This is a genomic window from uncultured Reyranella sp., assembly GCF_945957355.1.
Taxonomy (GTDB): domain Bacteria; phylum Pseudomonadota; class Alphaproteobacteria; order Reyranellales; family Reyranellaceae; genus Reyranella.
Genome location: NZ_CAMFKM010000013.1, coordinates 118,363 through 142,612 on the forward strand (window position 1 = coordinate 118,363; position 24,250 = coordinate 142,612).

Consider the following 24,250-nt stretch of genomic DNA (forward strand, 5'->3'; position numbering starts at 1 on the left):
ATTTCGTTTACGCGCCCGCCAGGGCAGCCGCAAGCCTGCACCACCGCATCATACGCCAGCGACGCGACCGCGTCGAACCCCGACCCGCCCGCGAAACCACCAAAGGAACACAGGCCCGCAACCCGCGTTGTCGACTAGCCTTTCTGCCCCTCGATCCGTCCCCAAGAGCCCGGAGTCAGCCCCTCCCATGAAGCCTCTCGCCCCCATCCTCGGTCTTGCCCTGGCGCTCGCCGGCTGCACCCAGTTCGAGCAGGCGATGGCCCCGCCGCCGCCCAGCGCGCTGTCGCAGCCGATCGCGGCCTCGGAGGTCGAGTGGTCGCGCAGGAGCGGCGCCAACACGGTGAGCGGCATCGCGACCATGAAGGCGGGCGACACGACCCACTCCTGCGCCGGCCAGGGCGCCAACCTCGTGCCCGACAGCGCCTATGCCCGCGCCCGCATGCGGGCGATCTTCGGCAACGACACGCGCGGCACCCGCGCCTCGAGCCTCGGCCCGGTGAAGTTCGACCGCGACGACCCGCTCTACGTCTCGACCCTGCGCCGCACCACCTGCGACGCCTCCGGCAGCTTCTCCTTCCCGCGCGTCCCCGACGGCGTCTGGTACGTCACGACCGCCGTGAAGTGGGACGGCCCCGGCGACCGCGCCGAGGGCGGCTCGATGATGAAGCGGGTGGACGTGCGGGGCGGGCGCCTGGTGAAGGTGACGTTGCCTTGAGAATGGGGCCCCCAAATTGCCGTCGATCGCATTTGCCGCAATGAGTTCGCGGGGATGACTGAGCTCAATGAGATTGACGTTGGTATTCGTCTTTTGGCAGCAGAAGGTGTAAATAGTCGGCTGCGGCTTTGGGCCGTAGAGTGGGTCTTTGAAGTATCTCTGTCCCTTCAGAAGGATCGGCTCGTAATTGTGCGTATTGGTCGGTTGGACGATCCGAAGATTAGTTCTGCTTGCCGAGCATTTATCTTGGATCGTAAGGCGATTGCCTGGTCTGAGGTCGTCCGGAAGCGCGCAGAGTCCTTTATCCGCGTCTGGAATTGACGGTTGGGCGAAAACGTCAATTCCATCACTTGGTTTGTGATGACCAATTCGCAGTGATCTGCAATCGGCCGTTCCTTAGTAATCGGGGAAAGGTGCGATCATTTCACCATACGATTGGTTATGTACTCCAGACTACGAGTCTGGTTTGTGCCTTTGCTGAACGCGTGAATGTCGCGAAGACGTATCCGGAGGATGCCGGGGGGCATGTTCAGGTAGAGCTGCGACGTCGGAAGCAACGGAGTCCCAACGTCGCGAAGTGAGCTTCAGTCGTACTTGTGATGATCCCAAGGAGGCAGTTACAGCTGGCGCTTCTTGCGGTTCACCCACCCGTGATCCCCCACCCCCTGATCCATCCGCCCGCGTGCTACAGTACCAGCCCCATGCCGCCTCTCTCGCGCCGCACCTGGAGCTGGACCTTCGATCTGCCGCCGTCCGTGCTGTGGCCGGTGCTGGCCGACACCAACCGCTTCAACGAGGCGATGGGCCTGCCGCCCTATGTGCTGGAGGAGACGCCGCAGCCCAACGGCACGGTGCTGCGCCGCGGCCGGGGCAAGGCGGCGGGGTTCACGCTCGAATGGGAGGAGAAGCCCTACGAGTGGGTGCTGGGCCGGCATTTCAACGTCTCGCGGGTCTTCTCCAGGGGGCCGTTCCGCCGCTTCGGGCCGGTGTTCGATCTCGAGCCCGACGGCAAGGGCGGCTCGGTGGTGCGCTACGCGCTCGAATGGGAGCCGCTCACCCTGATAGGCCGCCTGTTCGGTGCGCGGCTGGCCGGGCAGGCGGGCGCCGCCGTTGCTGCGCGCATCCTGGAGGCCGTGTCCTTCCTCAAGGGTGAGCGCGAGACGCCGTTCGAGCTGCCGAAACCGGCGCTGCCCGACGGCGCGTTCGAGCGCGCGGCGGCGATGGCGGTGGAGATCGACCGCAGCCCCTACGGCAACGGGCTCGGCCGGGTGCTGACGGGTACGGTGCTGGGCGGCATGGCGGGCGACCTCGCGCATCTCAAGCCCAAGCGGCTGGCGCGCCAGATCGGCGTGGCGCCGCGCGCCGCCATCGAGGGCTGTCTTGCCGCGGTGCGGGCGGGGCTGCTGACCATGAGTTGGGACCTGCTCTGCACCAACTGCCGCGGGCCCAAGCTCTCGGCCTCGGCTTTGTCGGAACTGCCGCGCGGCGCGCACTGTCCCTCCTGCAACATCGATTACGACCGCGACTTCGAGAAGAACGTCGAGCTCACCTTCGCGCCCGCGCCCTCGGTGCGGCCGCTGATGGAAGGCGGGTTCTGTTTGAGCGGCCCGATGGCGACGCCGCATGTGTTGGTGCAGCAGCTTTTGGCGCCGGGCGAGCGGCGGACGGTGACGGTCGATCTGCCGCCGGGCCGCTACCGGCTGCGCACCCTGCATCCCGGCGCGGTGGTGGACGTCGATTACGAAGGCGGGCCGTTCCCCGGTCTGCGCATCACGACGTCGGGCGTCGAGGCTTTGCCGCCGGGCTCGGGCGAGGCGGGAACCATCGCGTTCGTGAACGAGGCGGGCTTCGAGCTGGCGGCGCTGATCGAGGACCGGACCTGGACCCTCGACGCGCTGACCGTGCCGGAGGTGATCTCGCTGCAGGCCTTCCGCGATCTCTTCGCCGCCGCCACCCTGCGGCCGGGCGACGAGGCGGGGGTGAGCCAGGTGGCGCTGCTCTTCTCCGACCTGCGCGGCTCGACCGCGCTCTACGAACGGCTGGGCGACGGCGCCGCCTACAACGTGGTGCGCGAGCATTTCGCGCTGCTGGCCGCCATCGTGCGCGACCATGACGGCGCGGTGGTGAAGACCATCGGCGACGCGGTCATGGCCTCCTTCGGCGATCCCGCCCAGGCGGTGCGCGCGGCGCTCGCCATGCAGGCCCGCATCGCCGACCAGGATCTGACGTTGAAGCTCGGCGTGCACATGGGCCCCAGCGTGGTGGTGACCCTGAACGACCGGCTCGACTATTTCGGCTCGACCGTGAACATGGCCGCGCGGCTGCAGGGGCAGAGTGCGGGGGGCGACATCGTCTTGAGTCGTGCGGTGGCCGACGATCCCGCCGTCCAGACCGTCATCGCCGACGTCCCGAAGCGCGAGGAAGAGGTGGCGCTCAAGGGCTTCGACAAGCCCGTGGGGTTCGTGCGTCTCGGCCCTTCCAACTCCGGGCCCCTACAGACAACCACCTCACCCTGAGGAGGCGCGAAGCGCCGTCTCGAAGGGTGGGCACGCGCACCCCGTCCGTTGCCCATCCTTCGAGACGCGGCCTGGGGCCGCTCCTCAGGATGAGGGTGGTGGTGGTTTGAGGCCTCACGTCCCGAAGAACGCCCCCATCACTGCCGCCGCCTCGTCGTTCGCCTTCAGGCCCTGCTTCAGGAAGCGCGTGAGGGAGAAGAAGCCGTGGATGGTGCCGGGATAGTTGACGTAGGTCGTCTTCACGCCGGCGTCGATCAGCCGGTTGGCGTAGGCGCGGCCCTCGTCGCGCAGCGGGTCGTGGCCGGCGGTCAGCACGAAGGCCGGCGGCAGTCCGGCGAAGTCCTTCGCGAGCAGCGGCGACAGGCGCAGGTCGGAAAGGTCGGTGCCGGCCGGCACATAGGCCTTCCAGAACCAGTCCATCAGGCCCTTCGTCAAAAAGTATCCCTCGGCGAACTGCTGGCGCGAGGCGCTCTCCTTGCTGGAGTCGGTCGCGGGATAGATCAGCATCTGGAAGGCGGGGCCCGGTTCCTTCGCGTCGCGCAGCGCCTGGCAGACGACGGCGGCCACCGCGCCGCCCGCCGAATCGCCGCCGACCGCGAGGCGTGCGGCGTCGGCGCGGAACGTGTCGGCATGGTCGCGGATGTGACGGAAGGCGGCGATGCCGTCGTCGATCGGGGCGGGGAAGGGATGCTCGGGCGACAGGCGGTAGTCGATCGAGATCACCTGGCAGCGGCTCTTGTTGGCCAGCCGCCGGCAGGTCGAATCGTGCGTCTCTATGGTGCCGATCACGAAGCCGCCGCCGTGATAGTAGATCAGCGTCGGCAGGCTGCCCTGCGTCAGCGCCAGGGTGACGCCGAGCGGCAGGTAGCGCCGGTATTTGATCGGGCCGCCCGGTCCGGCGAAGACGCCGTCGACCGTGTCGCCGACCGAGGGCGGATCGGCCTCGCTGTCCTCCGACATCTTATCGACCGCCGCGCGGCCGACCGCATGCGGCAGGGTCTCGAGCTTCGGCCGGCCGGCCTTGGTGGCCTCGTCCATCAGGTCGAGCAGGATACGGGCTTCGGCGTCGAGCATCGGTTTCCTCCGGTTTGTCGGGGCGGAGAGTGCGCGGCCGGGCGGGGTGCGACAAGAGGTGATCCGGCTCGTGTCTCCCCGGCGTACAACCGGCATGTCCTCGACCATCCCGCCGTCCCGTTTCTCCCTGCTCGGCCTGCTCGCGCTGCTGGGCGCCTGTGCCTCGCCGCCGGACGCGACCGTCGCCGCCTCGGCGCCGCCGCTGGTGCTGGAACAGTTCTTCCCCGGCCGCACGGTCGGGCAGGGCGTGTTCACCAACAGCTGGACCGGCTCGCAGCGCCGCTTCGACGTGGTGATCGACGGCACCTGGGACGGCAAGACGCTGACCCTGGTCGAGGATTTCGCCTATGCCGACGGCGAGAAGGACCGCAAGACCTGGCGCCTGGAGCGCACCGCGCCCGGCACCTACACCGGCGCGCGCGAGGACGTCGTGGGCCAGGCGCGGGCCTGGACCGAGGGCAAGGTGGTGCGGCTGGAATATGCGGTGAGCCTGGGCGGCTGGACCGTCGACTTCTCCGACGTGCTGGCGCTGAACCCCGACGGCTCCCTGATCAACAAGGCCACCGTCGGCAAATGGGGCATCCGCGTCGGCCGGGTCGAACTGGAACTGCGCCGGGCGCCGGGGAGTTAGAGCCAGCTTTGAATGCACTCCCAACCTCATCCTGAGGAGGTCGCGCAGCGACCGTCTCGAAGGATGGGCAACGGGCGGGGTGTGTGTGGCCCATCCTTCGAGACGGCCCTTCGGGCCTCCTCAGGATGAGGTTGTGGGTGTAGTGGCAGTTATGCGGTAGAAGTCTAAAACTCGACGTCCAGTTCCTCGACTTCCTCGGGCTCGGCCTTGGCGGCCGCGGTCCATTCCTTCATCGCCGGGAAGGCAAGCATGAGGTCGCGATAGGCGGCCGAGGCCGGGTCGAGCTTCACGTTGTAGGTCGCGAAGCGCGTGCAGACCGGGGCGTACATGGCGTCGGCCATGGTCGGCGTCTTTCCGAACAGGTAGGGACCGCCGTATTTCTGCAGGCAGTCGCGCCAGATCGTGGTCACCCGCTCGATGTCGGCCTGGGCGCCGCCCCAGACCTTGAAACTTTCGTGACGGACCTTGAGGTTCATCGGCAGGGCCGAGCGCAGGTTGGCGAAGCCCGAATGCATTTCGCCGCAGACCGCGCGGCAATGGGCGCGCGCCACCGGATCCTTGGGCAGCAGGCCGGCATCCGGCTTGATCTCGTGCAGATACTCGGCGATGGCCAGCGTGTCCCAGACCTTGACCTTGCCGTGCTCCAGCGAGGGCACGAGGAAGGAGGGCGAGAGCAGCAGCAGCTCGGCGCGGGTGGAGGGATCGTCCCACGGCGCGACCCGCTCGTCGAAATCCAGCCCGGCCATTCGGCACAGGAGGAAACCTCTCAGTGACCAAGAGGAATAGTTCTTGCTACTGATGGTGAGCGAGGCCTCGGCCATGGACTCCACCCCTCCCGGTTGGTGGTTGTCTGTATCTTAGGTGACCTCGCAGATGCAAATTCCGAGCCGGTCGCCCCCCATGCTTTATGCGATGTATCAGACCGCCGCCGACATGATGCTCCCGGTCCGTCTCTGGGCCACGGCGGCGGGGCAGACGCTTTCCGCCGGACCGGCTCCGGCCCCCGACAGCTGGCGGGCGGCCAGCGCGCTGTGCGAGATGACGACGCGGGCGACGCTCAGCCACCGCCGTCCCGCCTTCGGCATTTCCGAGGTGCCCTACGGCAGCCAGACCGTGGCGGTGCGCGAGGAGGAGGTCTTCTCCACGCCGTTCGGCACCCTGCTGCGCTTCGCCAAGGTGGGTGTCCCGCCGCAGCCCAAGGTGCTGCTGGTCGCGCCTCTTTCAGGGCATTTCGCGACACTTCTGCGCGATACCGTGCGCGTTCTGCTGCCGGACCACGACGTCCACATCACCGACTGGGCCAATGCCCGCGACGTCGGCATCTGGAACGGCCGTTTCGGCTTCGACGAATATGTCGAGCACCTGATCAAGTTCCTCGAGGTGATGGGCCCCGGCGCCCATGTCATTGCCGTCTGCCAGCCCTGCGTCCAGGCGCTGGCGGCGGTGGCGATCATGGCCGAGGATGACCATCCGGCGCAGCCGCTCAGCATGACCCTGATGGCCGGCCCGATCGACACGCGGATCAGCCCGACCAAGGTCAACGAGCTGGCGATGGGCAAGCCGATCGGCTGGTTCGAGCAGAACCTGATCCATCGCGTGCCGATGCGCTATGCCGGCGCCACGCGGCGCGTCTATCCCGGCTTCATCCAGCTCACCGCCTTCATGAGCATGAATGCCGAGCGTCACATCAAGGCGCAGGTCGACCTGTACAGGCACCTGTCCAAGGGCGAGACCGAGCAGGCCGACACGATCAAGGCCTTCTACGACGAGTATTTCGCGGTGCTCGACATGGCCGCCGAGTTCTATCTCGAAACCGTCCAGTGGGTGTTCCAGGAGCACCGCCTGGCCAAGGGCGAGCTCGACTACAAGGGCCGGCGGGTGAACCCCAAGGCGATCCGCCGCACCGCTTTGTTCACCATCGAGGGCGAGCGCGACGATATCTGCGCGCTGGGCCAGACCGTGGCCGCGCACGACCTCTGTTCCAGCCTGCGGCCCTACCGCAAGAAGCACTATATGCAGGCCGGCGTCGGCCATTACGGCGTGTTCAGCGGCCGCCGCTGGGCCGGCCAGATCTACCCCCTGGTGCGAAACACGATTTTGGCCAACGAATAAGCGGGTCTTTTGGGGGCCGGGAATCCGCAGTACATTGCGGGCATGGCCGATTTTCCGAAAAAGACCCTCGCCGACTGGGAAAAACTCGCAGCGAAGGAGCTGCGCGACCGCCCGCTGGATGACCTCACCTGGATGACCCCCGAGGGGATTCCGGTGAAGCCGCTCTACACGGCCGCCGACCTCGAGCAGATCGAGACGGTGGGCTCGCTGCCGGGCTTCCCGCCCTTCACGCGCGGGCCCAAGGCCACGATGTACGCCGGGCGTCCCTGGACGGTCCGCCAGTATGCCGGCTTCTCGACCGCGGAAGAGAGCAACAAGTTCTATCGCGCCAATCTCGCGGCCGGCCAGATGGGCCTGTCGGTGGCGTTCGACCTCGCCACCCATCGCGGCTACGATTCCGATCATCCGCGCGTGGTCGGCGACGTCGGCAAGGCCGGTGTCGCGATCGATTCCGTCGAGGACATGAAGATCCTGTTCGACGGCATCCCGCTCGACAAGATGAGCGTGTCGATGACCATGAACGGCGCCGTGCTGCCGGTGCTCGCGGGCTACATCGTTGCCGCCGAGGAGCAGGGCGTGCCGCAGGACAAGCTGTCGGGCACGATCCAGAACGACATCCTCAAGGAGTTCATGGTCCGGAACACCTATATCTATCCGCCCGGACCCTCCATGCGCATCGTGGCCGACATCATCGAGCACACGGCGCTCTACATGCCCAAGTTCAACTCGATCTCGATCTCCGGCTATCACATGCAGGAGGCGGGCTCGACGCTGGTCCAGGAGCTGGCGTTCACGCTGGCCGACGGCCTCGAATATGTGCGGGCCGCCAAGGCCAAGGGCCTCGACATCGACGCCTTCGCGCCGCGCCTGTCGTTCTTCTTCTGCATCGGCATGAACTTCTTCATGGAAGCGGCCAAGCTGCGCGCCGCGCGCTTCCTGTGGGCCGAGCTGATCAAGCCGTTCGAGCCCAAGAAGGCCGATTCGCTGTCGCTGCGCACCCACTGCCAGACCTCGGGCGTGTCGCTGACCGAGAAGGACCCGTACAACAACGTGATCCGCACCGCCTACGAGGCGATGGCGGCGGTGCTGGGCGGCACGCAGTCGCTGCACACCAATTCGTTCGACGAGGCGATCGCCCTGCCCACGCCGACCTCGGCCCGCATCGCGCGCAACACCCAGCTGATCCTCCAGCACGAGACCGGCGTCACCAAGGTCGTCGATCCGCTGGCCGGCAGCTACTACGTCGAATCGCTGACCGCGAGCCTCGTAGCCGAGGCGCGCAAGCTCATCCAGGAGGTCGAGGCGCTGGGCGGCATGACCAAGGCCGTCGAGGCCGGCATGCCCAAGATGCGCATCGAGGAGGCCTCGGCCCGCCGCCAGGCCCGCATCGACCGCGGCGAGGAGATCGTGGTCGGCGTGAACAAGTTCCAGCTCAAGGAAGAGCCGCCGATCGACATTCTCGACGTCGACAACGTGGTCGTGCGCGAGGCCCAGGTGAACCGCCTCAACAAGATCCGCGCGACCCGCGACGAGGCGAAGTGCGTCGCCGCGCTGAAGGCGCTGGGCGAGGCCGCGCGCAACGGCTCCGGCAATCTTCTCGGCCTCTCGATCGAGGCCACGCGCGCCCGCGCCACGGTGGGCGAGATCTCGTCGGCGCTGGAGGGCGTCTATGGCCGCTACCAGGCGACCATCCGCTCGATCTCCGGCGTCTATGCCGGCGAATGGGAGGGTGATGCCGGCCTCGAGCGCATCCGCACCGACATCGCCGCCTTCGCCGAGGAGGAGGGCCGCCGGCCGCGTCTCATGGTCGTGAAGATGGGCCAGGACGGGCACGATCGCGGCGCCAAGGTGATCGCCACGGCCTTCGCCGATCTCGGCTTCGACGTCGACATCGGCCCGCTGTTCCAGACGCCGGAGGAAGCCGCGCGCGCCGCCATCGAGAACGACGTGCACGTGATCGGCATCTCGAGCCAGGCGGCCGGCCACAAGACGCTGGTGCCGCAGCTCATCGAGGAGCTGGCCAAGCAGAATGCGTCGGAGATCATGGTCGTGGTCGGCGGCGTCATTCCCGCCCAGGACTACGACTTCCTGCGGAAGGCGGGGGTCGCGGCGATCTACGGCCCGGGCACCAACATCCCGGCCGCCGCCGCGGAAATCCTGTCGATCCTGCGCCAGCGCGACCAGAAGCGCGCGGCCTGAGCCTTCTCATTCAAACTCCTCTCCCCCGATAGGGGGAGAGGAACATGAGGGCTACTTCCGCATCGCCTGGCTTTCGTCCGGCGTCAGCGGGCGTTCGCGGAAGGAGAGGATGCGGCCGCGGATCGTGCCGAAGCCGGTATGGGCTTCCAGTTTGGCGGGATAGCGCATCTGGGTCTGGTCCAGCCGGGCGAACCAGACGCGCATCGGGCGGTCGCGCTCGGCCTCGGCTTCCTTGGGCGCCTCGTCGAACTCGCCGGCGATACGTTTGGTGGAGATCTCGCAGATCAGCAGGTCGCCCTGCGCGCCGGGAACGCCCGCTTTCGCGGCAGGCTCTGTGCCGACCTTCCTGATGATGACGTCGATGCGGCGCTTGCCGTCGTTGGTCTGCACCGTGCGGTCGCAGGCCGCGTCGCCGGCCATGCCGACGCTGAGGGCGGCCGAGAGCGGGTCCAGCGAACCGCGACGCTGCTCGTCGGAGATGGTGTTCTGCGGCGACGGCTTGTAGGCCGGATTGTGCTGCTCCTGCATCGTGCCGCCGCCATATTGCGCGATCCAGGTGCGCGGCTTGTCGCCGACGACGATCGATAGCGAACCGGCGGCCGGGCGTGCGCCCTGCGTCGAGAAACCGCCCCAGGCGCGATTGCGGCCGTCATAATGCATGGTGACCGCGCGCAGGAGGCCCTCCTTGAAGGTCCGGCTCTCGACATCGTAGTTTGCGCCGTTGAACTTGGCGGTGACGTCGATGCGGAAGCCCGACAGGCCCGCGAAGGTGATCTCATAGGCGATATCGACCTGCCGCGCGTCCTGGGCGGACGCGGCGACGGGGGCCCCCACGATCAAGGCTATCGCGACCAACGCCCTACGAAATCTCATGAGACTCCCTTTCCCGGAAGGGCTTACCTCGGCTCCCCGGGCACGATAGAAGCCGGACGCTCCCTTCGCCACCCAACATGGTGGCCCAATAAGGCATTTTTCGTTCATGTCGAAACCCGGCCCCGACGGTATCCCCAAGGTCGATGGCCCCCGCGCCTGGGGTGTCATCAAGATTCTCGGACGCCATTTGTGGCCGAAGAATGAAATGGCGCTGCGCACGCGGGTGGCGATTGCCATGGTGCTGCTGGTGGTCGCCAAGGTCACGAACGTCTACGTCCCGATCCTCTACAAGGGCGCGGTGGATGCGCTGGGAACGCCCGCTGCCCAGGCGGTTGCCGTGCCGATCGCCCTGATCGTCGCCTACGGCGTCGCCCGCGTCGCGGCGCAGGCCTTCGGCGAGATCCGGGACGCCATCTTCGCCCCGGTGGCCCAGCGCGCGATCCGCAACCTGGCGCTCGAAGTGTTCGGGCATCTCCATGCACTGTCTCTGCGATTCCATCTGGAGCGGCAGACGGGCGGCATCAGCCGCGTCATCGAGCGCGGCACGCAGGGCATGGACTTCCTGATCCGCTTCACGACCTTCAACATCCTGCCGACGCTGTTCGAGATCGTCCTGGTCGGGGCCATCCTGTGGAGCCTCTACGACTGGCGCTTCTCCGTCGTGACGCTGGTCGTGGTCGGCGTCTACATCGTCTTCTCGATCGTCTTCTCGGAATGGCGCATCAAGTTCGTGCGCTCGATGAACGAGGCCGACACCGAGGCGAATGCCAAGGCGATCGACAGCCTGCTGAACTTCGAGACGGTGAAATATTTCGGCAACGAGGCGCACGAGGCGCGGCGCTACGATGTCGGCCGCCGGCGCTACGAGGACGCGGCCATCCGCTCGAGCCGCACGCTCTCGCTTCTGAATATCGGACAGGGCACCATCATCTCGGTCGGCCTCGTCGCGGTCATGGCCATGGCGGGCCAGGGCGTGATCGCCGGCACGATGACGATCGGCGACTTCGTCGCGGTGAACGCCTTCCTGATCCAGCTCTACATGCCGCTCAACATGCTGGGCTTCGCCTATCGCGAAATCCGCAACGCGCTGGTCAACATGGAGAAGATGTTCGGCCTGCTCGACGTGCCGGCCGAGATCGCCGACAAGCCGGGCGCCCCGCCGCTCGCCGTCGGCGGCGGCGAGATCGCCTTCGACCATGTCGACTTCTGCTACGAGCCGTCCCGTCCGATCCTGCACGATGTCAGCTTCCGCGTGGCGCCCGGTCATACGGTGGCCATCGTCGGCTCCAGCGGCGCCGGCAAGTCGACGATCTCGCGCATCCTGTTCCGCTTCTACGACGTGTCGGCGGGCCATGTGCGCATCGACGGGCAGGATATCCGCGACGTCCGGCAGGCGAGCCTGCGGGCCGCCATCGGCGTCGTGCCGCAGGATACGGTGCTGTTCAACGACACGATCTACTACAACATCTGCTACGGCCGGCCGGACTGCACGCGCGAGCAGGTCGAGGAGGCGGCCCGCCTGGCCCGCATCCACGATTTCATCATGGCCTTGCCGCTGGGCTACGACACCACGGTGGGTGAGCGCGGCTTGAAGCTCTCGGGTGGCGAGAAGCAGCGCGTGGCGATCGCCCGCACCATCCTGAAGAACCCGCGCATCCTGTTGTTCGACGAGGCGACCAGCGCCCTCGACACGCGCACCGAGCAGGAGATCCAGCGCTCGCTGGAAGAGGTGAGCCGCGGCCGCACCACGGTGATGATCGCCCATCGCCTGTCGACCATCGTCAACGCCGACGAGATCGTGGTCCTCGACCGCGGCCGCGTCGCCGAGCGCGGTCGCCACGGCGAGCTGCTGGCCCGCAACGGCCTCTACGCCGATATGTGGCGCCGCCAGCAGGAGGCCGCCGCGGAGGCCGAGCGCCGCATCGGCGAGCCGGCGTCCTTGCGGGGAGAGGGGCATCTGCGTGTCGCCGACTAGGGCGAAGGTCGCCATGGGGGCCACCGGCTCCTGGCGTCCGCTCGTACCGGTCTTCATCGCCTGCGCCGCCATCGGCCTGCAGTCGGGCGCGGCGATGCCGCTCGTGCCGCTCGCCCTGGAGCGACAGGGCGCGGACAAGCTCACCATCGGGATCATCGCGGCGGCCTGGGCGATCGGCATGCTCACGACCGGGCCGTACATACCGCGGCTGGCCGCCCGCTTCGGCGCCGTGCCGCTCATCCTGGCCGCCCTCGTGGCGGGCTCCCTGTGCACGGTCGGCTACACCCTCGTCACGAATCCGGCGGCGTGGTTTGCGCTCACCTTCGTGCACGGCGCGGTCGGCGGCGTGCCCTGGGTGGTGAGCGAGATCTGGATGAACCTCGTCGTCGAGGAGAAGCGGCGCGGGCGGGCCATGGCGATCTATGCCGCGATGTTCGCGGGCGGCATGGCGCTGGGCCCCTTCGTGCTGCAGGTCGTCGGCGTCTACGGGCCGCGGCCGTTCCTGACCTGCGCCGGGCTCGCGCTGCTGGTCGCCTTGCCGCTGCTGCCCTACCGCTACCGGGCGCCGGCGATCCGGCATCATGCCGACGGCGGTTACGGCGCGGTCTTCCTCGCGGCACCGCTCGCCATGCTCGCGGCCTTTGCCGGCGGCCTGGGCGAGCAGGTCGCGTTCAGCTTCCTGCCGGTCTATGCGGTGAGCGCCGGGGTGGTGCCGGAGACCGGCGCGCTGTGGCTGTCGGCCTTCGTGGTCGGCAACGTGGCCCTGCAATGGCCGATCGGCTGGCTGGCCGACCATTTCGACCGGCGGGGCGTGCTGGCGGGCCTCGCCATCGTCAGTGCGGCGCTGGTGGTCGGCCTCACCTTCGTGCCGGCGCAGTCGCTCTCGATCGTGGGCGTCATCATGCTGTGGGGCGGCATTTCGTTCGCGATCTATCCAGTGGGCCTGGCGCTGCTCGGCCAGCGCTTCAACGGCGGCGACATTGCCCGCGCCAATACCGCCTTCAGCCTGGTCTACGTCGTGGGCGGGCTGGTCGGCCGGCCGCTCACGGGGGCGGCGATGGATGCGGTCGGGGAACCCGGGCTCGGCTGGACGCTGGGCTTCTTCTACGCGGTCGCGACGGTCGGTGCGTTGCTGGCAATGCGCCGCAGCGGCTGATAAGTCTGGCCGCCCATGAGTGCGTCCGCTGCGATTTCCGGCGTGCCGGCCGATCCGCTTCTCGAGCCCCTGCTGAAGGGAGACCGGCGAGCGCTCGCGCAGGCCATCACCCTGATCGAATCGACGCGCAGCGACCATCGCGCGCGCGCCGATGCGCTGCTCGCCAAAGTTCTCCCGCATACCGGCAAGTCGGTGCGGCTCGGCATCACCGGCGTGCCCGGCGTCGGCAAGTCCACCCTGATCGAACGTTTCGGCCTGTCCCTGCTGGAGCGCGGCCGGTCGCTCGCCGTGCTGGCGATCGACCCTTCGTCCAAGCGCGGCGGCGGCTCGATCCTGGGCGACAAGACGCGCATGGAAGAACTGTCGCGCCGTCCCGCCGCCTTCATCCGGCCCTCGCCGGCCGGGATCACCCTGGGCGGCGTCGCCCGGCGCACGCGCGAGACGATGCTGCTGGTGGAAGCCGCCGGCTTCGACACGGTGATCGTCGAGACGGTCGGCGTCGGCCAGTCAGAGACGGCCGTCTCCGACATGGTCGACATGTTCATCGTGCTGCTGCTGCCGGCCGGTGGTGACGACCTGCAGGGCATCAAGCGCGGCGTGATCGAGCTTGCCGACCTGATCGTGGTCAACAAGGCCGACGGCGACCTCAAGGCGACCGCACGGCGCTCCGCTGCCGATTACCAGCATGCGCTGCGCATGCTGCGCTCGCCGACCGCCGGCTGGACGCCCGAGGTCATGACCGCCTCGGCGCAGGCGGGCGAAGGCGTCGCCGAGATCTGGGGTGTCGTCGAACGCTTCAACAAGGCGGTGGGCGAAAAGGGTATCCAGAGGCGCCGCGGCGAGCAGGCCCGCGCCTGGATGTGGAACGAGGTCGGCGAGACGCTGCTGGCGGAGCTGAAAATGCACCCCGAGGTGCGCCGGCTGGTCGGCGGCCTGGAGCGAGAGGTCGAGGCCGGCCGGCTGACCCCCGCCGCGGCGGCCCGGTCCATGCTACAAGCCTTCCATGGCCGCTAAATCGTTCCTGAAGCGGGCGCGCCGCGCCGCCGAAGCCCAGAAGGAGCCCTTCTGGAAGCGCAAGACCCTGGCCGAGATGAACAAGCAGGAGTGGGAATCCCTCTGCGACGGCTGCGGCATGTGCTGCGTCAACAAGCTTGAATACGAGGGCACGGGGGAACTGGTCCAGACCGACACCTGCTGCCGGCTGCTCGACCCCAGGACCGCGCTCTGCAAGGACTACAAGAACCGCAAGAAAATCGTGCCGGACTGCATCCAGCTCACGCCAAAGGTGGTGGCCAAGATGGATTGGCTCCCCAGAACTTGTGGCTACCGGCTGGTCCATTTCAAGCAGGACCTCTATTGGTGGCATCCCCTGATCTCGGGGGATCCAAACACCGTGCACGAGGCGGGAATCTCGGCCAGGGGGCGGGTGATCCCGGAGGACCAGGTCGAGGACATCAGCGAAAGAGTGGTGGACTGGTTCGCTTGACGGGCACCGTCTGGGCCCGTAAAAAGCCGGCCTTCCCGCCCTCCGGCGGGATCGTTTTTTTAGCGGATATCGCCATGCCTCGTCGTTGCGCCCTCTCGGGCAAGGCCGTCCAGTACGGCAACAATGTGAGCCACGCCAACAACAAGTCGAAGCGCCGGTTCATGTCGAACCTCCAGGTCGCCTCGGTTCTGTCGGATGCGCTGGGACATGCGGTGCGCCTGCGCCTGACTCCCCGCGGCATCAAGACGATCGAGCACAATGGCGGCATCGACGCCTACCTGCTCGACACGAACGACAGCAAGCTCTCGCCCGAGATGAAGGTGCTGAAGCGCCGCGTCGTCTCGGCCAAGGGCAAGAAGGACGCGAAGAAGGCGGCCTAGGGCTGAGCGAAGCTCAGCCCCATGAGCGACAGGACATTGCTTTGCAATGTCCGAGAGCGCCGAAGAACGAACGACCGTCTCATGACCCGATCACCCCGTATGACGGGGCACTTCCCCATTTGAATTGGGGAAGAGGCATGACGATCATCTGGTCGACGCCATAGAGTGTTTCCAGTTCACCCACGTACCTCATCCTGAGGAGCACGCCGCAGGCGTGCGTCTCTAAGGATGGGCAAAGGACGTGGTGCTCGTGCCCACCCTTCGAGACGCTCACTGCGTTCGCTCCTCAGGGTGAGGCCGTTGTTGGAAAGTCTGTTCTGATTCGAGTGAAGTCAGAAAGACGCTAACGCGCCAATTCGAACAGCATCAGAATATTGCGCTGAAGCGGATTGAAGTTGTCGTCCGAGATCAGCCAGAGCAGCGTCTCGCCCTTGGCGCCGCGCGTTGCCGCCAGGCCTTCGAGATTGTCGACCGCATAGGGTGAGGCGAGGCGCGCCAGTTCCTCGGGCTTCACGGTCGCATCGGGTTTGAGCTGGGCCGCGTCGAACCGCATCACCCGGATCCGCACCCCGCGCACCATGTCGAAGGCCCGCTCCAGGGTGGCGAAGGAGCCGTCGGGCAGCACTGCCAGCGCGGTCGGCTTGTAGTCGGGGATCGTGGCGTAGCTGAACGAACTCCAGGCATAGCGTCCGCCCGCCTCGGGCTTGCCGATCCAGCCCACCACCGTCTCCGGCTGGCGGCTGTATTCCTCGCTGATCGCGATCACCGTGCCGTCGGCGAGTGCGGTCAGCGACTCGATCCCACCATTGCCGGGCTGGCGGCCGATGTCGGCCGGCCCTTCGATGGGAAGCGGCGTCGCGGTGAGCGACGGGTAGCGCCACAGTCGGTGCCGGCGCTCGAAGGCCACCAGCCACGATCCGTCGGGCAGGCGCGCGAACGCCTCGGCATCGGCTTCCGCCTTGCTCTCGATCGGCTTGCCGTCGAGGCCGCGCAGCTGGCCCATCCGCGCATCGCCCAGGCCCACCAGAGTGCCGTTGGCGTCGAAGCGGGGCGTGGCGACCAGCCACGAGCCTTCGTCCGAGATCGAGGTGAGGGTGCGGTTGTCCGGCGTGACGTGGAGGTCCGACAGGCCGCCGAAAATGCGCAGGCTGCCGCGCATCTCGAGGCCGCCTCGCCAGACCAGGCGGCCGACCCTCGTCGCCTTCGGCTCGTCGATCTTGAGCGTGAGCGCCGAACTTTCGATCGTGACGGGCTGTTCCTGCGCCACGGCCGGCGGCGGCGAGACGCCGGCGCAGGCCGCGACGAGCAGGCAGAGCGTGAGAAGGAAGCGGTTAGCCACCTGAGACAAGCGCCGGACTAGGCCGCGCGCTTGCCGGACTTGGTTCCGACCTTGCCGCCGCCCTTGCCCGAGCCGCGGGCGGCGCGGGTGTCCTTCTTCTCGTCGTCGTCGAACAGCGAGGCGAGCTGCTCCATCATCGTGCCGCCCAGCTGGTCGGCGTCGACGATGGTGACGGCGCGGCGATAGTAGCGCGTGACGTCGTGGCCGATGCCGATGGCGACCAGTTCGACCGGCGAGCGCGTCTCGATCCAGTCGATGACGTCGCGCAGGTGCCGCTCGAGATAGTTGCCCGGATTGACCGACAGGGTGGAGTCGTCGACCGGCGCGCCGTCGGAGATGACCATGAGGATCTTGCGCTCCTCGGGCCGCGGCAGCAGGCGGTTGTGCGCCCACAGGAGCGCCTCGCCGTCGATGTTCTCCTTGAGGATACCCTCGCGCAGCATCAGGCCCAGGTTCTTGCGGGCACGACGCCACGGCGCATCGGCCGGCTTGTAGATGATGTGGCGCAGGTCGTTGAGGCGACCCGGGTTGGCCGGCTTGCCGGCGGCGAGCCACTGTTCGCGGCTCTGGCCGCCCTTCCAGGCGCGCGTCGTGAAGCCCAGGATCTCGACCTTCACGCCGCAGCGCTCCAGCGTGCGGGCGAGGATGTCGGCGCTCATCGCCGCCACCGTGATCGGACGGCCGCGCATCGAGCCCGAATTGTCGATCAGCAGCGACACGACGGTGTCGCGGAAGTTGGTGTCGCGCTCGGTCTTGAACGACAGGGCGTGCATCGGGTTGGTGACGACCCGGGTAAGACGCGCCGCGTCGAGGATGCCCTCGTCGAGGTCGAACTCCCAGGCGCGGTTCTGCTGCGCCATCAGGCGGCGCTGCAGGCGGTTGGCGAGCTTGCCGATCACGCCCTGCAGGTGCGCCAGCTGCTGGTCGAGATGGTTGCGCAGGCGGCCGAGCTCCTCGGCGTCGCACAGCGCATCCGCTTCGACGATCTCGTCGAACTTGTTGGAATAGGCGTGATACTGCTGGCCCGCAGGCTCGTTGCTGAGCGCGCCCGGCGGCAGCCACGGACGCTCGGCGCGGCCCGGCTCCTCCTCGTCGCCCGAGCCCATCTGCATCTCGGTCTGGGCCTGGTCGGCGACGGTCTCGGAGGCGTCGTCCTGCTCGGAGGCGTCCTCGGTCTCCTCGCCCTGGGCGCCGTAGCCCTGGGTCTCGCTCGAATCGCTCTGGTCGTCGCCGGTCTCGTTCGACTGACCGTCGGCGTTCTCCTGGTCCTGCGAGTCCTCGTTGTCGTCGTCCTGCAGTTCGGCGGTCTCGTCGCCGAGCTTGAGGTCGCGGATCAGCTGGCGGGCGGCGCGGGCGAAGGCTTCCTGGTTGGTGAGCGAATCGCGCAGCTTCTGGAAGTCGCGGCCGGCCGCGCTTTCCACGTCGGCGCGCCACATGTCGACCATCGCCTTGGCCGACTCCGGCGGCTCGGCGCCGAGCAGCTGCTCGCGGGCGATCAGGCCGATCACGTCGGCGATCGGGGCGTCTTCCTTGTTCTTGATGCGGGCATGGCCGCGCTGGTCGGAGCGCTGGCGCCACAGGGCGGAGAGATTGTCGGCGACGCCGACCATCTTGCGGGCCCCCAGCGCCTCGACGCGGACCTGCTCGACCGCCTCGAAGATCGCGCGCGCCGCCTCGCCGCGGGGCACGCGGCGCAGATGGGTCTTGCGGTCGTGATGGCGCAGCTTCAGCGCCATCGAATCGGCCTCGCCGCGGACGCGGCTCACATCCTCGGCCGGCAGATCGCGCGCCGGCACGGTGATGCGGGCTTCCTGGCCCAGCAGCGAACCGCCATCGGGGACGAAGGCTACGTTCACTTCCTTGCGCGACACCGCCCGCATTGTGGTGGCGGTGACGCGACGAAACTCCTCGAGGGGAGTGGAGTCCTTGGCCATGCGGCCCTCTCCGTTAGTGCAGCTTGCCGCCCTTGGCGCTCGACGACGGCAGTTCCTTGCCGAAGCAGCGCTGATAGTACTCGGCGAGCGTGCTGCGCTCGACCTCGTCGCACTTGTTCAGGAAGGTGAGACGGAAGGCAAAGCCCACGTCGCCTCCGAAGATGCGCGCGTTCTCGGCCCAGGTGATGACCGTACGCGGCGACATGACGGTCGAGATGTCGCCGGCGATGAAGCCCGCACGGGTCAGCTCGGCCAGCGCCACCATGGCGGCGATGGTCTTGCGGCCTTCGTCGCTGTTGTAGAACGGCGTCTTGGCGGCGACGATGTTCACTTCCTGCTCGTGCGGCAGGTAGTTCAGGGTCGTCACGATCGACCAGCGGTCCATCTGACCCTGATTGATCTGCTGCGTGCCGTGATAGAGGCCCGTCGTGTCGCCGAGACCGACCGTGTTGGCGGTCGCGAACAGGCGGAACGCCGGGTGCGGATGGATCACCTTGTTCTGGTCGAGCAGGGTGAGCTTGCCGTCGACCTCGAGCACGCGCTGGATCACGAACATCACGTCGGCGCGGCCGGCATCGTATTCGTCGAACACCAGGGCGGTCGGGTTCTGCAGCGCCCAGGGCAGGATGCCTTCACGGAACTCGGTCACCTGCTTGCCGTCGCGCAGGACGATCGCATCCTTGCCGATCAGGTCGATACGCGAGATGTGGCTATCGAGGTTGACGCGCAGGCAGGGCCAGTTGAGGCGCGACGCGACCTGCTCGATGTGGGTCGACTTGCCGGTGCCGTGATAGCCCTGGACCATCACACGGCGGTTGTGGGCGAAGCCGGCGAGAATCGCCATCGTCGTGTCGTGATCGAACAGGTAGGCATCGTCGACCTGGGGGACGTGCTCGGTCGGCGTGCTGAAAGCCGGCACCTCCATGTCGGTGTCGATGCCGAAAACCTGACGCGCAGAAACCTTGATATCCGGCATGCCCGAAACATTCTGACGCGCCGCGGTCGTCGTAGAGGCCATCACACGAATTCCTACAAAACAATGCCCGCCAATTGCGGGCCAATTGATAGTCGCAGGCAGGATTGTGCACTGCAAGCGGCCAAATGCACGGACAGCCCCAAGCAGGGCTAATCAGTCGGCCGGAAGGTGCTCCGAAGCCCGCAGAGTGGAATACGCGGCGTTGATTTCCTTCAGCTTCTCCTCGGCCTCGCGCGCCCCGCCGTTGGCGTCGGGGTGGTGCAGCTTCACCAACTCCTTGTACCGGGATTTCACGACTTTCCGGGTAAGGGGCCATGAAAGTTCGAGGACATCGAGGGCGTTGCGCTCCGCCGGGGTCAATTGTTCGCTGCCATCGTACTTGGGCGGCGGCTTTTCCCCGAGCCCGGCATCGTCGGCCAGGCCCAGCGGATCCTTGATATGGGCGTAGGGATTGCCGTTGCGGCGGGCGCCCAGCGGCCAGACCGGCCGGCGCCAGGTCGTATCGGCGCGGATATGGGCCTCGATCTGGTCGGAATCCAGGCCGGCGAAATAGTCCCACTTCTTGTTGTAGTCGCGGACGTGGTCGAGGCAGAACCAGCGATATTCGTCGAGCTTGTCGCGGGCGCGCGGCGCACGGAATTCACCCTGCAGCCGGCAGCCCGGCGCCTCGCAGACGCGCTGGTTCAGCTTCGGAGCATCCATTGCCGCCAGGGGATTCACGCGTCGTCGGGCCATCGGGCTAATATGTGTTCAACCAATTGAACCGGCAAGATGAGGCAAGATGGTCATGGGCAAGGTGGCGACGGCGATTGACAGCAAGCTTCGGGCGGCCTTCGCGCCGGTCCGCCTGGCCATCGAGGACGAATCGTCGAAGCATCACGGGCACGCCGGCTGGCGCGAGGGGGGCGAGACGCATTTCCGGGTGGAGATCGTGTCCCAGGCCTTCGAAGGCAAGACCCGCGTCGCCCGCCAGCGGCTCGTCTACGCAGCCCTCAAGGAGGAGCTCGACGCCGGCCTGCACGCGCTGGCGATGGAGACCCTGACGCCGGCGGAAGACGGAAGGCGCTAGCCCTCCATCTCCACGTCCTTGCCTTCGACGGCGGCGCGCACGGCTTCGGCATCGGGGCCGGTATAGAAGTGCGGCACCCAGCGTTTCGTGACCTCGCTGTCCGACGCCCAGGTGTGGCAGGTGTCGAGCATGTAGGGCTTGCGCCGCGGCCTGGGCGGGGCGTTGGGATCCTTGGGCGGCAGCGTGCCGGTCTTCTCCCGATGCGCGTTGTTGAGATCGCGCGCCTTCTTCGAGGACACGGTCTGGAAGGCGGTCGTGGCCACTGGTCCCAGCAGCTCGACGATGTGCGTGCAGCCATGCACGCCGCCCAGCCGCTCGCGCACCGCGCGATGGAAGCCGCCGCCGATGCGCAGGCCGATCAGCTTCCTGAAGGCCGGCGCGATGTCGCCGCACATGCGGTAGGGCGACTTGTCGGTCACGGCCTCGGCATCGACGATCGTGAACTTGTGGTCGATCGTCAGCCGGATCGACATGTCGTGCACGAAGTCGCCCGGCTGCAAGGGCCCGCGCCATTCGTTGGCGTGTTCGTAGGTCTTCTCGTCGGTGATGCGGCCCTCGATGTCCCACAGCCCGTCGTCGCGGAAGAAGCCCTGGCAGACGACGCGGCGCGTATGAAGGTGCTGTCGCCCGACCGGCGGCGAAAGCGGCATGGTCGTTCCTCGTGGTGTCAGGTGGAAGTCAGTTGCCCGCCTGTATGGCGGCGGGCGGCACGATCCGCAACTCGGCGACGCGCGTGCCCTCGCGCTTCAGAATCTCGAAGCGGAATCCGTAGAATGCATAGACCTGGCCGACTTCGGGGATGCGCCGCGCTTCGTGCAGCACCAGCCCCGCGATGGTCGTGGCGACGCTTTCGGGCAGGCCCCAGCCGAACTCGCGGTTGAGGTCGCGGACCGGGACGTCGCCCCGGCAGACCACGCTGCCGTCGTCGCGCCGGACCACGCCGCGGCGGATCGCGTCATGCTCGTCCTCGATGTCGCCGACGATCTCCTCGAGGATGTCCTCGAGCGTCACGATGCCGCGCAACGCACCGTATTCGTCGACCACGAGGGCGAAATGCTCGTGCCGGGCGCGGAAGGCCTCGAGTTGGTCGAACAGGATCGTGGATTCCGGGATGAACCACGGAGGGGTCAGGATCGGATCGATCTGCACCGACTTCGGACCGCCCGCGGCCTCGACCGCCCGGAACAGGTCCTTGGCGTGCATGATGCCCACCACATTGTCCGCCTCGCCGCGATAGAGGGGAATGCGCGTATAGGGCGCCGCCAGCATTTGCGTGACGATGGCCTCGGTCGGCTGGTCGGCGTCGATCAGCACGACGTTGCCGCGATGGGTCATGACGTCGCCGACCGTGTGGTCGCCCAGATCGAGCACCGAGCGCAGCATCGCCTTTTCGGCGGGGGCGCTGTCGCCGGTCTGGCCCTCGCCATGCAGTTCGATGGCGCCGCGCAGCGTGTCGCTCTGCTCCTCGGCGTCGGGCGTGCGGTCGGTACGCACGTTCAGGAGCCTGAGGAAGAAGCGCGAGATCGCCGCGACGCCGCGCGCCATCGGGCCGAGGATGGTCAGCGTGACCATGATCGACGGCGCCAGGGCCAGCGCCACCCGGTCGGCGCGCAGAAGCGCCCAGGTCTTGGGCATGACCTCGGCGAAGATCACGATCAGGATGCCGATGACCACCGTCGCGTAGACGACGCCGGCTGCGCCGAACAGGGCCGTCAGCACCGCCGTCGAGAGCGAGGCCGAGAAGATGTTGACCACGTTGTTGCCCAGCAGGACGGCGCTCACCGTCTCGTCCTTGCGGTCGAGCAGCGCGTTCACGATGACCGCCTTGGTATTGCCCTGCAGGGCCAGGCGATGCATGCGCGGCCGCGAGGCGCCGGTGATCGCCGTCTCTGCGGCCGACAGGTACGCCGCCAGGAACAGGCAGAGCACGACGAGCGGCACCGCGAAGGAAAGCGGTATGTCGAAATGCAGCTCGGCGTCCATGCCGTTGCTCAGGCCGCGATGGCGTCGTCGAGCAGGCCTCGCAGGCCCGCCTCGTCGACGTCGCGGGTGACGAAGGATTTCCCGATGCCGCGCGCCAATACGAAGGTGAGCTTGCCGCCCTCGGCCTTCTTGTCGCCGCGCATGTGCTCGATCAGCCTGGCCGCATTCCAGGTGCGGCTGTTGTCGCCGCCGATCGTGCGCAGCCGGACGGGCAGGCCGACCGCACCGAGATGGCGCCGCACGCGCTCGGCATCGGCGGCGGGGCAGAGACCGAGACGCGCCGACAGGTCGAACGCCATCGCCATGCCTGCGCCGACGGCCTCGCCGTGCAGCAGCGACCCGCCAAAGCCGGTCTCGGCCTCGAGCGCATGGCCGAATGTGTGGCCGAGATTGAGGAGGGCGCGCAGGTCCGTCGTCTCGCGCTCGTCGGCCGCCACGATGCGGGCCTTGGAAAGGCAGCTCTGCTCGATCGCATAGGTGCGCGCCGCGGCGTCGCCCGCCAGCACGGCCTCACCGTTCTTCTCGCACCAGGCGAAGAAGTCGGGATCGTCGATCAGCCCGTATTTCGCGACCTCGGCGTAACCCGCGAGCAGTTCGCGGCGCGGCAGCGTGTCGAGCACCGTGGTGTCGGCCAGCACGAGGCGCGGCTGGTAGAAGGCGCCGACCAGGTTCTTGCCGTGGCGGGTGTTGATGCCCGTCTTCCCGCCGACCGAGGAATCGACCTGGGCCAGGAGCGTCGTCGGCACCTGGATGAAATCGACGCCGCGCAACAGCACGGCGGCGGCGAAACCAGTGAGGTCGCCCACGACGCCGCCACCCAGCGCCACCAGCGTGGTCTTGCGGTCGGGGCGCAGGTCGAGCAGCTCGTTCATCAGCCGGCCGAAGCTCGCGAAGTCCTTGCTGCTTTCGCCGGCAGGCACCGTCACCGTCTGCGCCCTGACGCCGGCCTTCTCGAACGAGGCGGCGAGGCGTGCGCCGTAGAGCGGCGCCACGGTGTCGTCGCTAACGATCGTGACCCTGGGCGCGGCCAGCAGCGGGCGCGAAAGTTCGCCGGCGCGATCGATCAGGCCGGGGCCGATGGCGATGTCGTAGGCGCGGCCGGCCAGGTCGACGCGGATGGTGCGGGGCGAACTCATGTCGATTGTCCTGGTGTCGTGGCCTGCAGATAGGCGCGGATCGCGTCGAGTACCTGCTCCGTGGTGCGTTCGGCCGGTTGGGCGGTCGACTCGACCACGATGTCGGCTTCGGCGTAGATCGGGTAGCGCTGCTGCATGAGGCGCGCGAGAATTTCCTTGGGATCGCCCTGGCGGAGCAGGGGACGGTGCGTCCGCTTCTTCACCCGGTCGAACAGCACGTCGAGTTCGGCACGCAGCCAGACCGTGATCGCCCGGCTCTTCATCAGCGCCCGCGTCTCGGGATCCATGTAGGCGCCGCCCCCGGTCGACAGGACGTGAGGTGTCTCCTCCAGCAGGCGGCCGATCACGCGGCGCTCGCCAGCGCGGAATTCCTGCTCGCCATACCTCTCGAAGAATTCAGCGATCGTGCAGCCGGCCGCGCGCTCGATCTCGTCGTCTGCATCGACGAACGGGAGGCCGAGTCTTACCGCCAGTCGCTTGCCGATGGCGCTCTTGCCCGCGCCCATCAGCCCCACCAGGGCCACGGTGCGCGGCAAGGACAGGGGGGGAGAGGCGTCCATGTCGAGCTGCAGCCATGGATGTCGCCCATAATGACCCGGGTTTCAAGCGACCGGCCCCGAACATGGCCGCACGCGCTCTCGGCAATTGCCGCCCGGACGGCGGGCAGGTAGGTTGCTGCGGTCGTGGCCCTGTTCC

The 24,250-nt window shown here is 67.6% G+C and carries 23 protein-coding genes; 12 read left to right on the forward strand and 11 right to left on the reverse strand.

The genetic code is table 11. The features are described from left to right. The first annotated feature begins 187 nt into the window (after positions 1–187). From Q0Q48_RS20585 to Q0Q48_RS20595, 3 genes are all read left to right on the forward strand, one after another. Positions 188–715, forward strand: coding sequence for a hypothetical protein (locus tag Q0Q48_RS20585; RefSeq protein WP_295141856.1), 528 nt, complete (start codon positions 188–190; stop codon positions 713–715). A gap of 54 nt (positions 716–769) precedes the next feature. Continuing rightward, complete coding sequence (locus Q0Q48_RS20590) at positions 770–1,036, forward strand: hypothetical protein (RefSeq protein ID WP_295141859.1); 267 nt, start codon at positions 770–772, stop codon at positions 1,034–1,036. Between the two features lie 380 nt (positions 1,037–1,416). Continuing rightward, positions 1,417–3,231 carry an adenylate/guanylate cyclase domain-containing protein gene (locus Q0Q48_RS20595; protein ID WP_295141862.1) on the forward strand — a complete coding sequence of 605 codons (1,815 nt, stop codon included), beginning with the start codon at positions 1,417–1,419 and terminating at the stop codon, positions 3,229–3,231. Positions 3,232–3,345: 114 nt separating this feature from the next. Here the strand turns inward: Q0Q48_RS20595 and Q0Q48_RS20600 are convergent, their stop codons facing one another. Beyond that, the gene (locus Q0Q48_RS20600) at positions 3,346–4,305 is read right to left on the reverse strand and encodes an alpha/beta hydrolase (RefSeq protein WP_295141865.1); all 960 of its coding nucleotides are present in this window, start codon (positions 4,303–4,305) and stop codon (positions 3,346–3,348) included. A gap of 94 nt (positions 4,306–4,399) precedes the next feature. Here Q0Q48_RS20600 and Q0Q48_RS20605 point away from each other — a divergent pair, with 94 nt between their 5' ends. Then, positions 4,400–4,936 carry a DUF3833 family protein gene (locus tag Q0Q48_RS20605; RefSeq protein ID WP_295141868.1) on the forward strand — a complete coding sequence of 179 codons (537 nt, stop codon included), beginning with the start codon at positions 4,400–4,402 and terminating at the stop codon, positions 4,934–4,936. Between the two features lie 164 nt (positions 4,937–5,100). Here the strand turns inward: Q0Q48_RS20605 and Q0Q48_RS20610 are convergent, their stop codons facing one another. Next, a complete protein-coding gene (locus Q0Q48_RS20610) occupies positions 5,101–5,757 on the reverse strand; it encodes a glutathione S-transferase family protein (RefSeq protein ID WP_295141870.1) in 657 nt (218 codons plus the stop codon). A gap of 79 nt (positions 5,758–5,836) precedes the next feature. On the opposite strand from Q0Q48_RS20610, the gene phaZ reads away from it, so the two are divergent. Beyond that, a complete protein-coding gene (phaZ, locus tag Q0Q48_RS20615; RefSeq protein WP_295141874.1) occupies positions 5,837–7,048 on the forward strand; it encodes a polyhydroxyalkanoate depolymerase in 1,212 nt (403 codons plus the stop codon). 42 nt (positions 7,049–7,090) lie between these two features. Beyond that, positions 7,091–9,247: a methylmalonyl-CoA mutase gene (gene scpA, locus Q0Q48_RS20620; RefSeq protein WP_295141877.1), complete on the forward strand. Its 2,157-nt coding sequence runs from the start codon at positions 7,091–7,093 to the stop codon at positions 9,245–9,247. Positions 9,248–9,298: 51 nt separating this feature from the next. Here scpA and Q0Q48_RS20625 read toward each other — a convergent pair whose 3' ends face one another. Further along, positions 9,299–10,081 (reverse strand): DUF3108 domain-containing protein, encoded by a 783-nt coding sequence (locus Q0Q48_RS20625; RefSeq protein ID WP_295141880.1) that lies wholly within the window; start codon positions 10,079–10,081, stop codon positions 9,299–9,301. A gap of 145 nt (positions 10,082–10,226) precedes the next feature. Here Q0Q48_RS20625 and Q0Q48_RS20630 point away from each other — a divergent pair, with 145 nt between their 5' ends. From Q0Q48_RS20630 to rpmB, 5 genes are all read left to right on the forward strand, one after another. Further along, positions 10,227–12,095 carry an ABC transporter ATP-binding protein/permease gene (locus Q0Q48_RS20630; RefSeq protein ID WP_295141883.1) on the forward strand — a complete coding sequence of 623 codons (1,869 nt, stop codon included), beginning with the start codon at positions 10,227–10,229 and terminating at the stop codon, positions 12,093–12,095. Next, complete coding sequence (locus Q0Q48_RS20635) at positions 12,082–13,251, forward strand: MFS transporter (protein ID WP_295141886.1); 1,170 nt, start codon at positions 12,082–12,084, stop codon at positions 13,249–13,251. The genes Q0Q48_RS20630 and Q0Q48_RS20635 overlap by 14 nt, the downstream gene beginning before the upstream one ends. Before the next feature lie 15 nt (positions 13,252–13,266). Continuing rightward, complete coding sequence (gene meaB, locus Q0Q48_RS20640; protein ID WP_295141890.1) at positions 13,267–14,265, forward strand: methylmalonyl Co-A mutase-associated GTPase MeaB; 999 nt, start codon at positions 13,267–13,269, stop codon at positions 14,263–14,265. Continuing rightward, complete coding sequence (locus tag Q0Q48_RS20645; protein WP_295141893.1) at positions 14,255–14,737, forward strand: YcgN family cysteine cluster protein; 483 nt, start codon at positions 14,255–14,257, stop codon at positions 14,735–14,737. The genes meaB and Q0Q48_RS20645 overlap by 11 nt, the downstream gene beginning before the upstream one ends. A gap of 74 nt (positions 14,738–14,811) precedes the next feature. Next, positions 14,812–15,117 carry a 50S ribosomal protein L28 gene (rpmB, locus tag Q0Q48_RS20650; protein WP_295141896.1) on the forward strand — a complete coding sequence of 102 codons (306 nt, stop codon included), beginning with the start codon at positions 14,812–14,814 and terminating at the stop codon, positions 15,115–15,117. Positions 15,118–15,460: 343 nt separating this feature from the next. On the opposite strand, the gene Q0Q48_RS20655 is transcribed toward rpmB, so the two are convergent. The 4 genes from Q0Q48_RS20655 to Q0Q48_RS20670 form a co-directional block, all read right to left on the reverse strand. Beyond that, entirely contained in the window at positions 15,461–16,456 is a 996-nt protein-coding gene (locus Q0Q48_RS20655) for an esterase-like activity of phytase family protein (RefSeq protein WP_295141899.1), read from the reverse strand. 17 nt (positions 16,457–16,473) lie between these two features. Further along, positions 16,474–18,390, reverse strand: coding sequence for a cobaltochelatase subunit CobT (gene cobT, locus Q0Q48_RS20660; protein ID WP_295141902.1), 1,917 nt, complete (start codon positions 18,388–18,390; stop codon positions 16,474–16,476). A 13-nt stretch (positions 18,391–18,403) separates the two neighbouring features. Then, positions 18,404–19,408, reverse strand: a complete 1,005-nt coding sequence (gene cobS / locus Q0Q48_RS20665) for a cobaltochelatase subunit CobS (RefSeq protein ID WP_295141905.1) — start codon at positions 19,406–19,408, stop codon at positions 18,404–18,406. Positions 19,409–19,519: 111 nt separating this feature from the next. Next, the gene (locus Q0Q48_RS20670) at positions 19,520–20,101 is read right to left on the reverse strand and encodes a J domain-containing protein (protein ID WP_295141907.1); all 582 of its coding nucleotides are present in this window, start codon (positions 20,099–20,101) and stop codon (positions 19,520–19,522) included. Between the two features lie 52 nt (positions 20,102–20,153). Here Q0Q48_RS20670 and Q0Q48_RS20675 point away from each other — a divergent pair, with 52 nt between their 5' ends. Beyond that, a complete protein-coding gene (locus Q0Q48_RS20675) occupies positions 20,154–20,435 on the forward strand; it encodes a BolA family protein (RefSeq protein WP_295142054.1) in 282 nt (93 codons plus the stop codon). Here the strand turns inward: Q0Q48_RS20675 and Q0Q48_RS20680 are convergent. Genes Q0Q48_RS20680 through Q0Q48_RS20695 form a run of 4 tightly spaced genes read right to left on the reverse strand, consistent with a single transcriptional unit; the run spans position 20,432 to position 24,114 of the window. Then, positions 20,432–21,085, reverse strand: a complete 654-nt coding sequence (locus Q0Q48_RS20680) for a DUF2889 domain-containing protein (RefSeq protein WP_295141910.1) — start codon at positions 21,083–21,085, stop codon at positions 20,432–20,434. The genes Q0Q48_RS20675 and Q0Q48_RS20680 overlap by 4 nt on opposite strands. Positions 21,086–21,113: 28 nt before the next feature. Next, positions 21,114–22,418, reverse strand: coding sequence for an HlyC/CorC family transporter (locus Q0Q48_RS20685; protein WP_295141913.1), 1,305 nt, complete (start codon positions 22,416–22,418; stop codon positions 21,114–21,116). Positions 22,419–22,426: 8 nt separating this feature from the next. Continuing rightward, positions 22,427–23,554 carry a 3-dehydroquinate synthase gene (aroB, locus tag Q0Q48_RS20690; RefSeq protein ID WP_295141916.1) on the reverse strand — a complete coding sequence of 376 codons (1,128 nt, stop codon included), beginning with the start codon at positions 23,552–23,554 and terminating at the stop codon, positions 22,427–22,429. Next, positions 23,551–24,114: a shikimate kinase gene (locus Q0Q48_RS20695; protein WP_295141918.1), complete on the reverse strand. Its 564-nt coding sequence runs from the start codon at positions 24,112–24,114 to the stop codon at positions 23,551–23,553. Before Q0Q48_RS20695 ends, aroB begins: the two co-directional genes overlap by 4 nt. Positions 24,115–24,250: the final 136 nt, after the last annotated feature.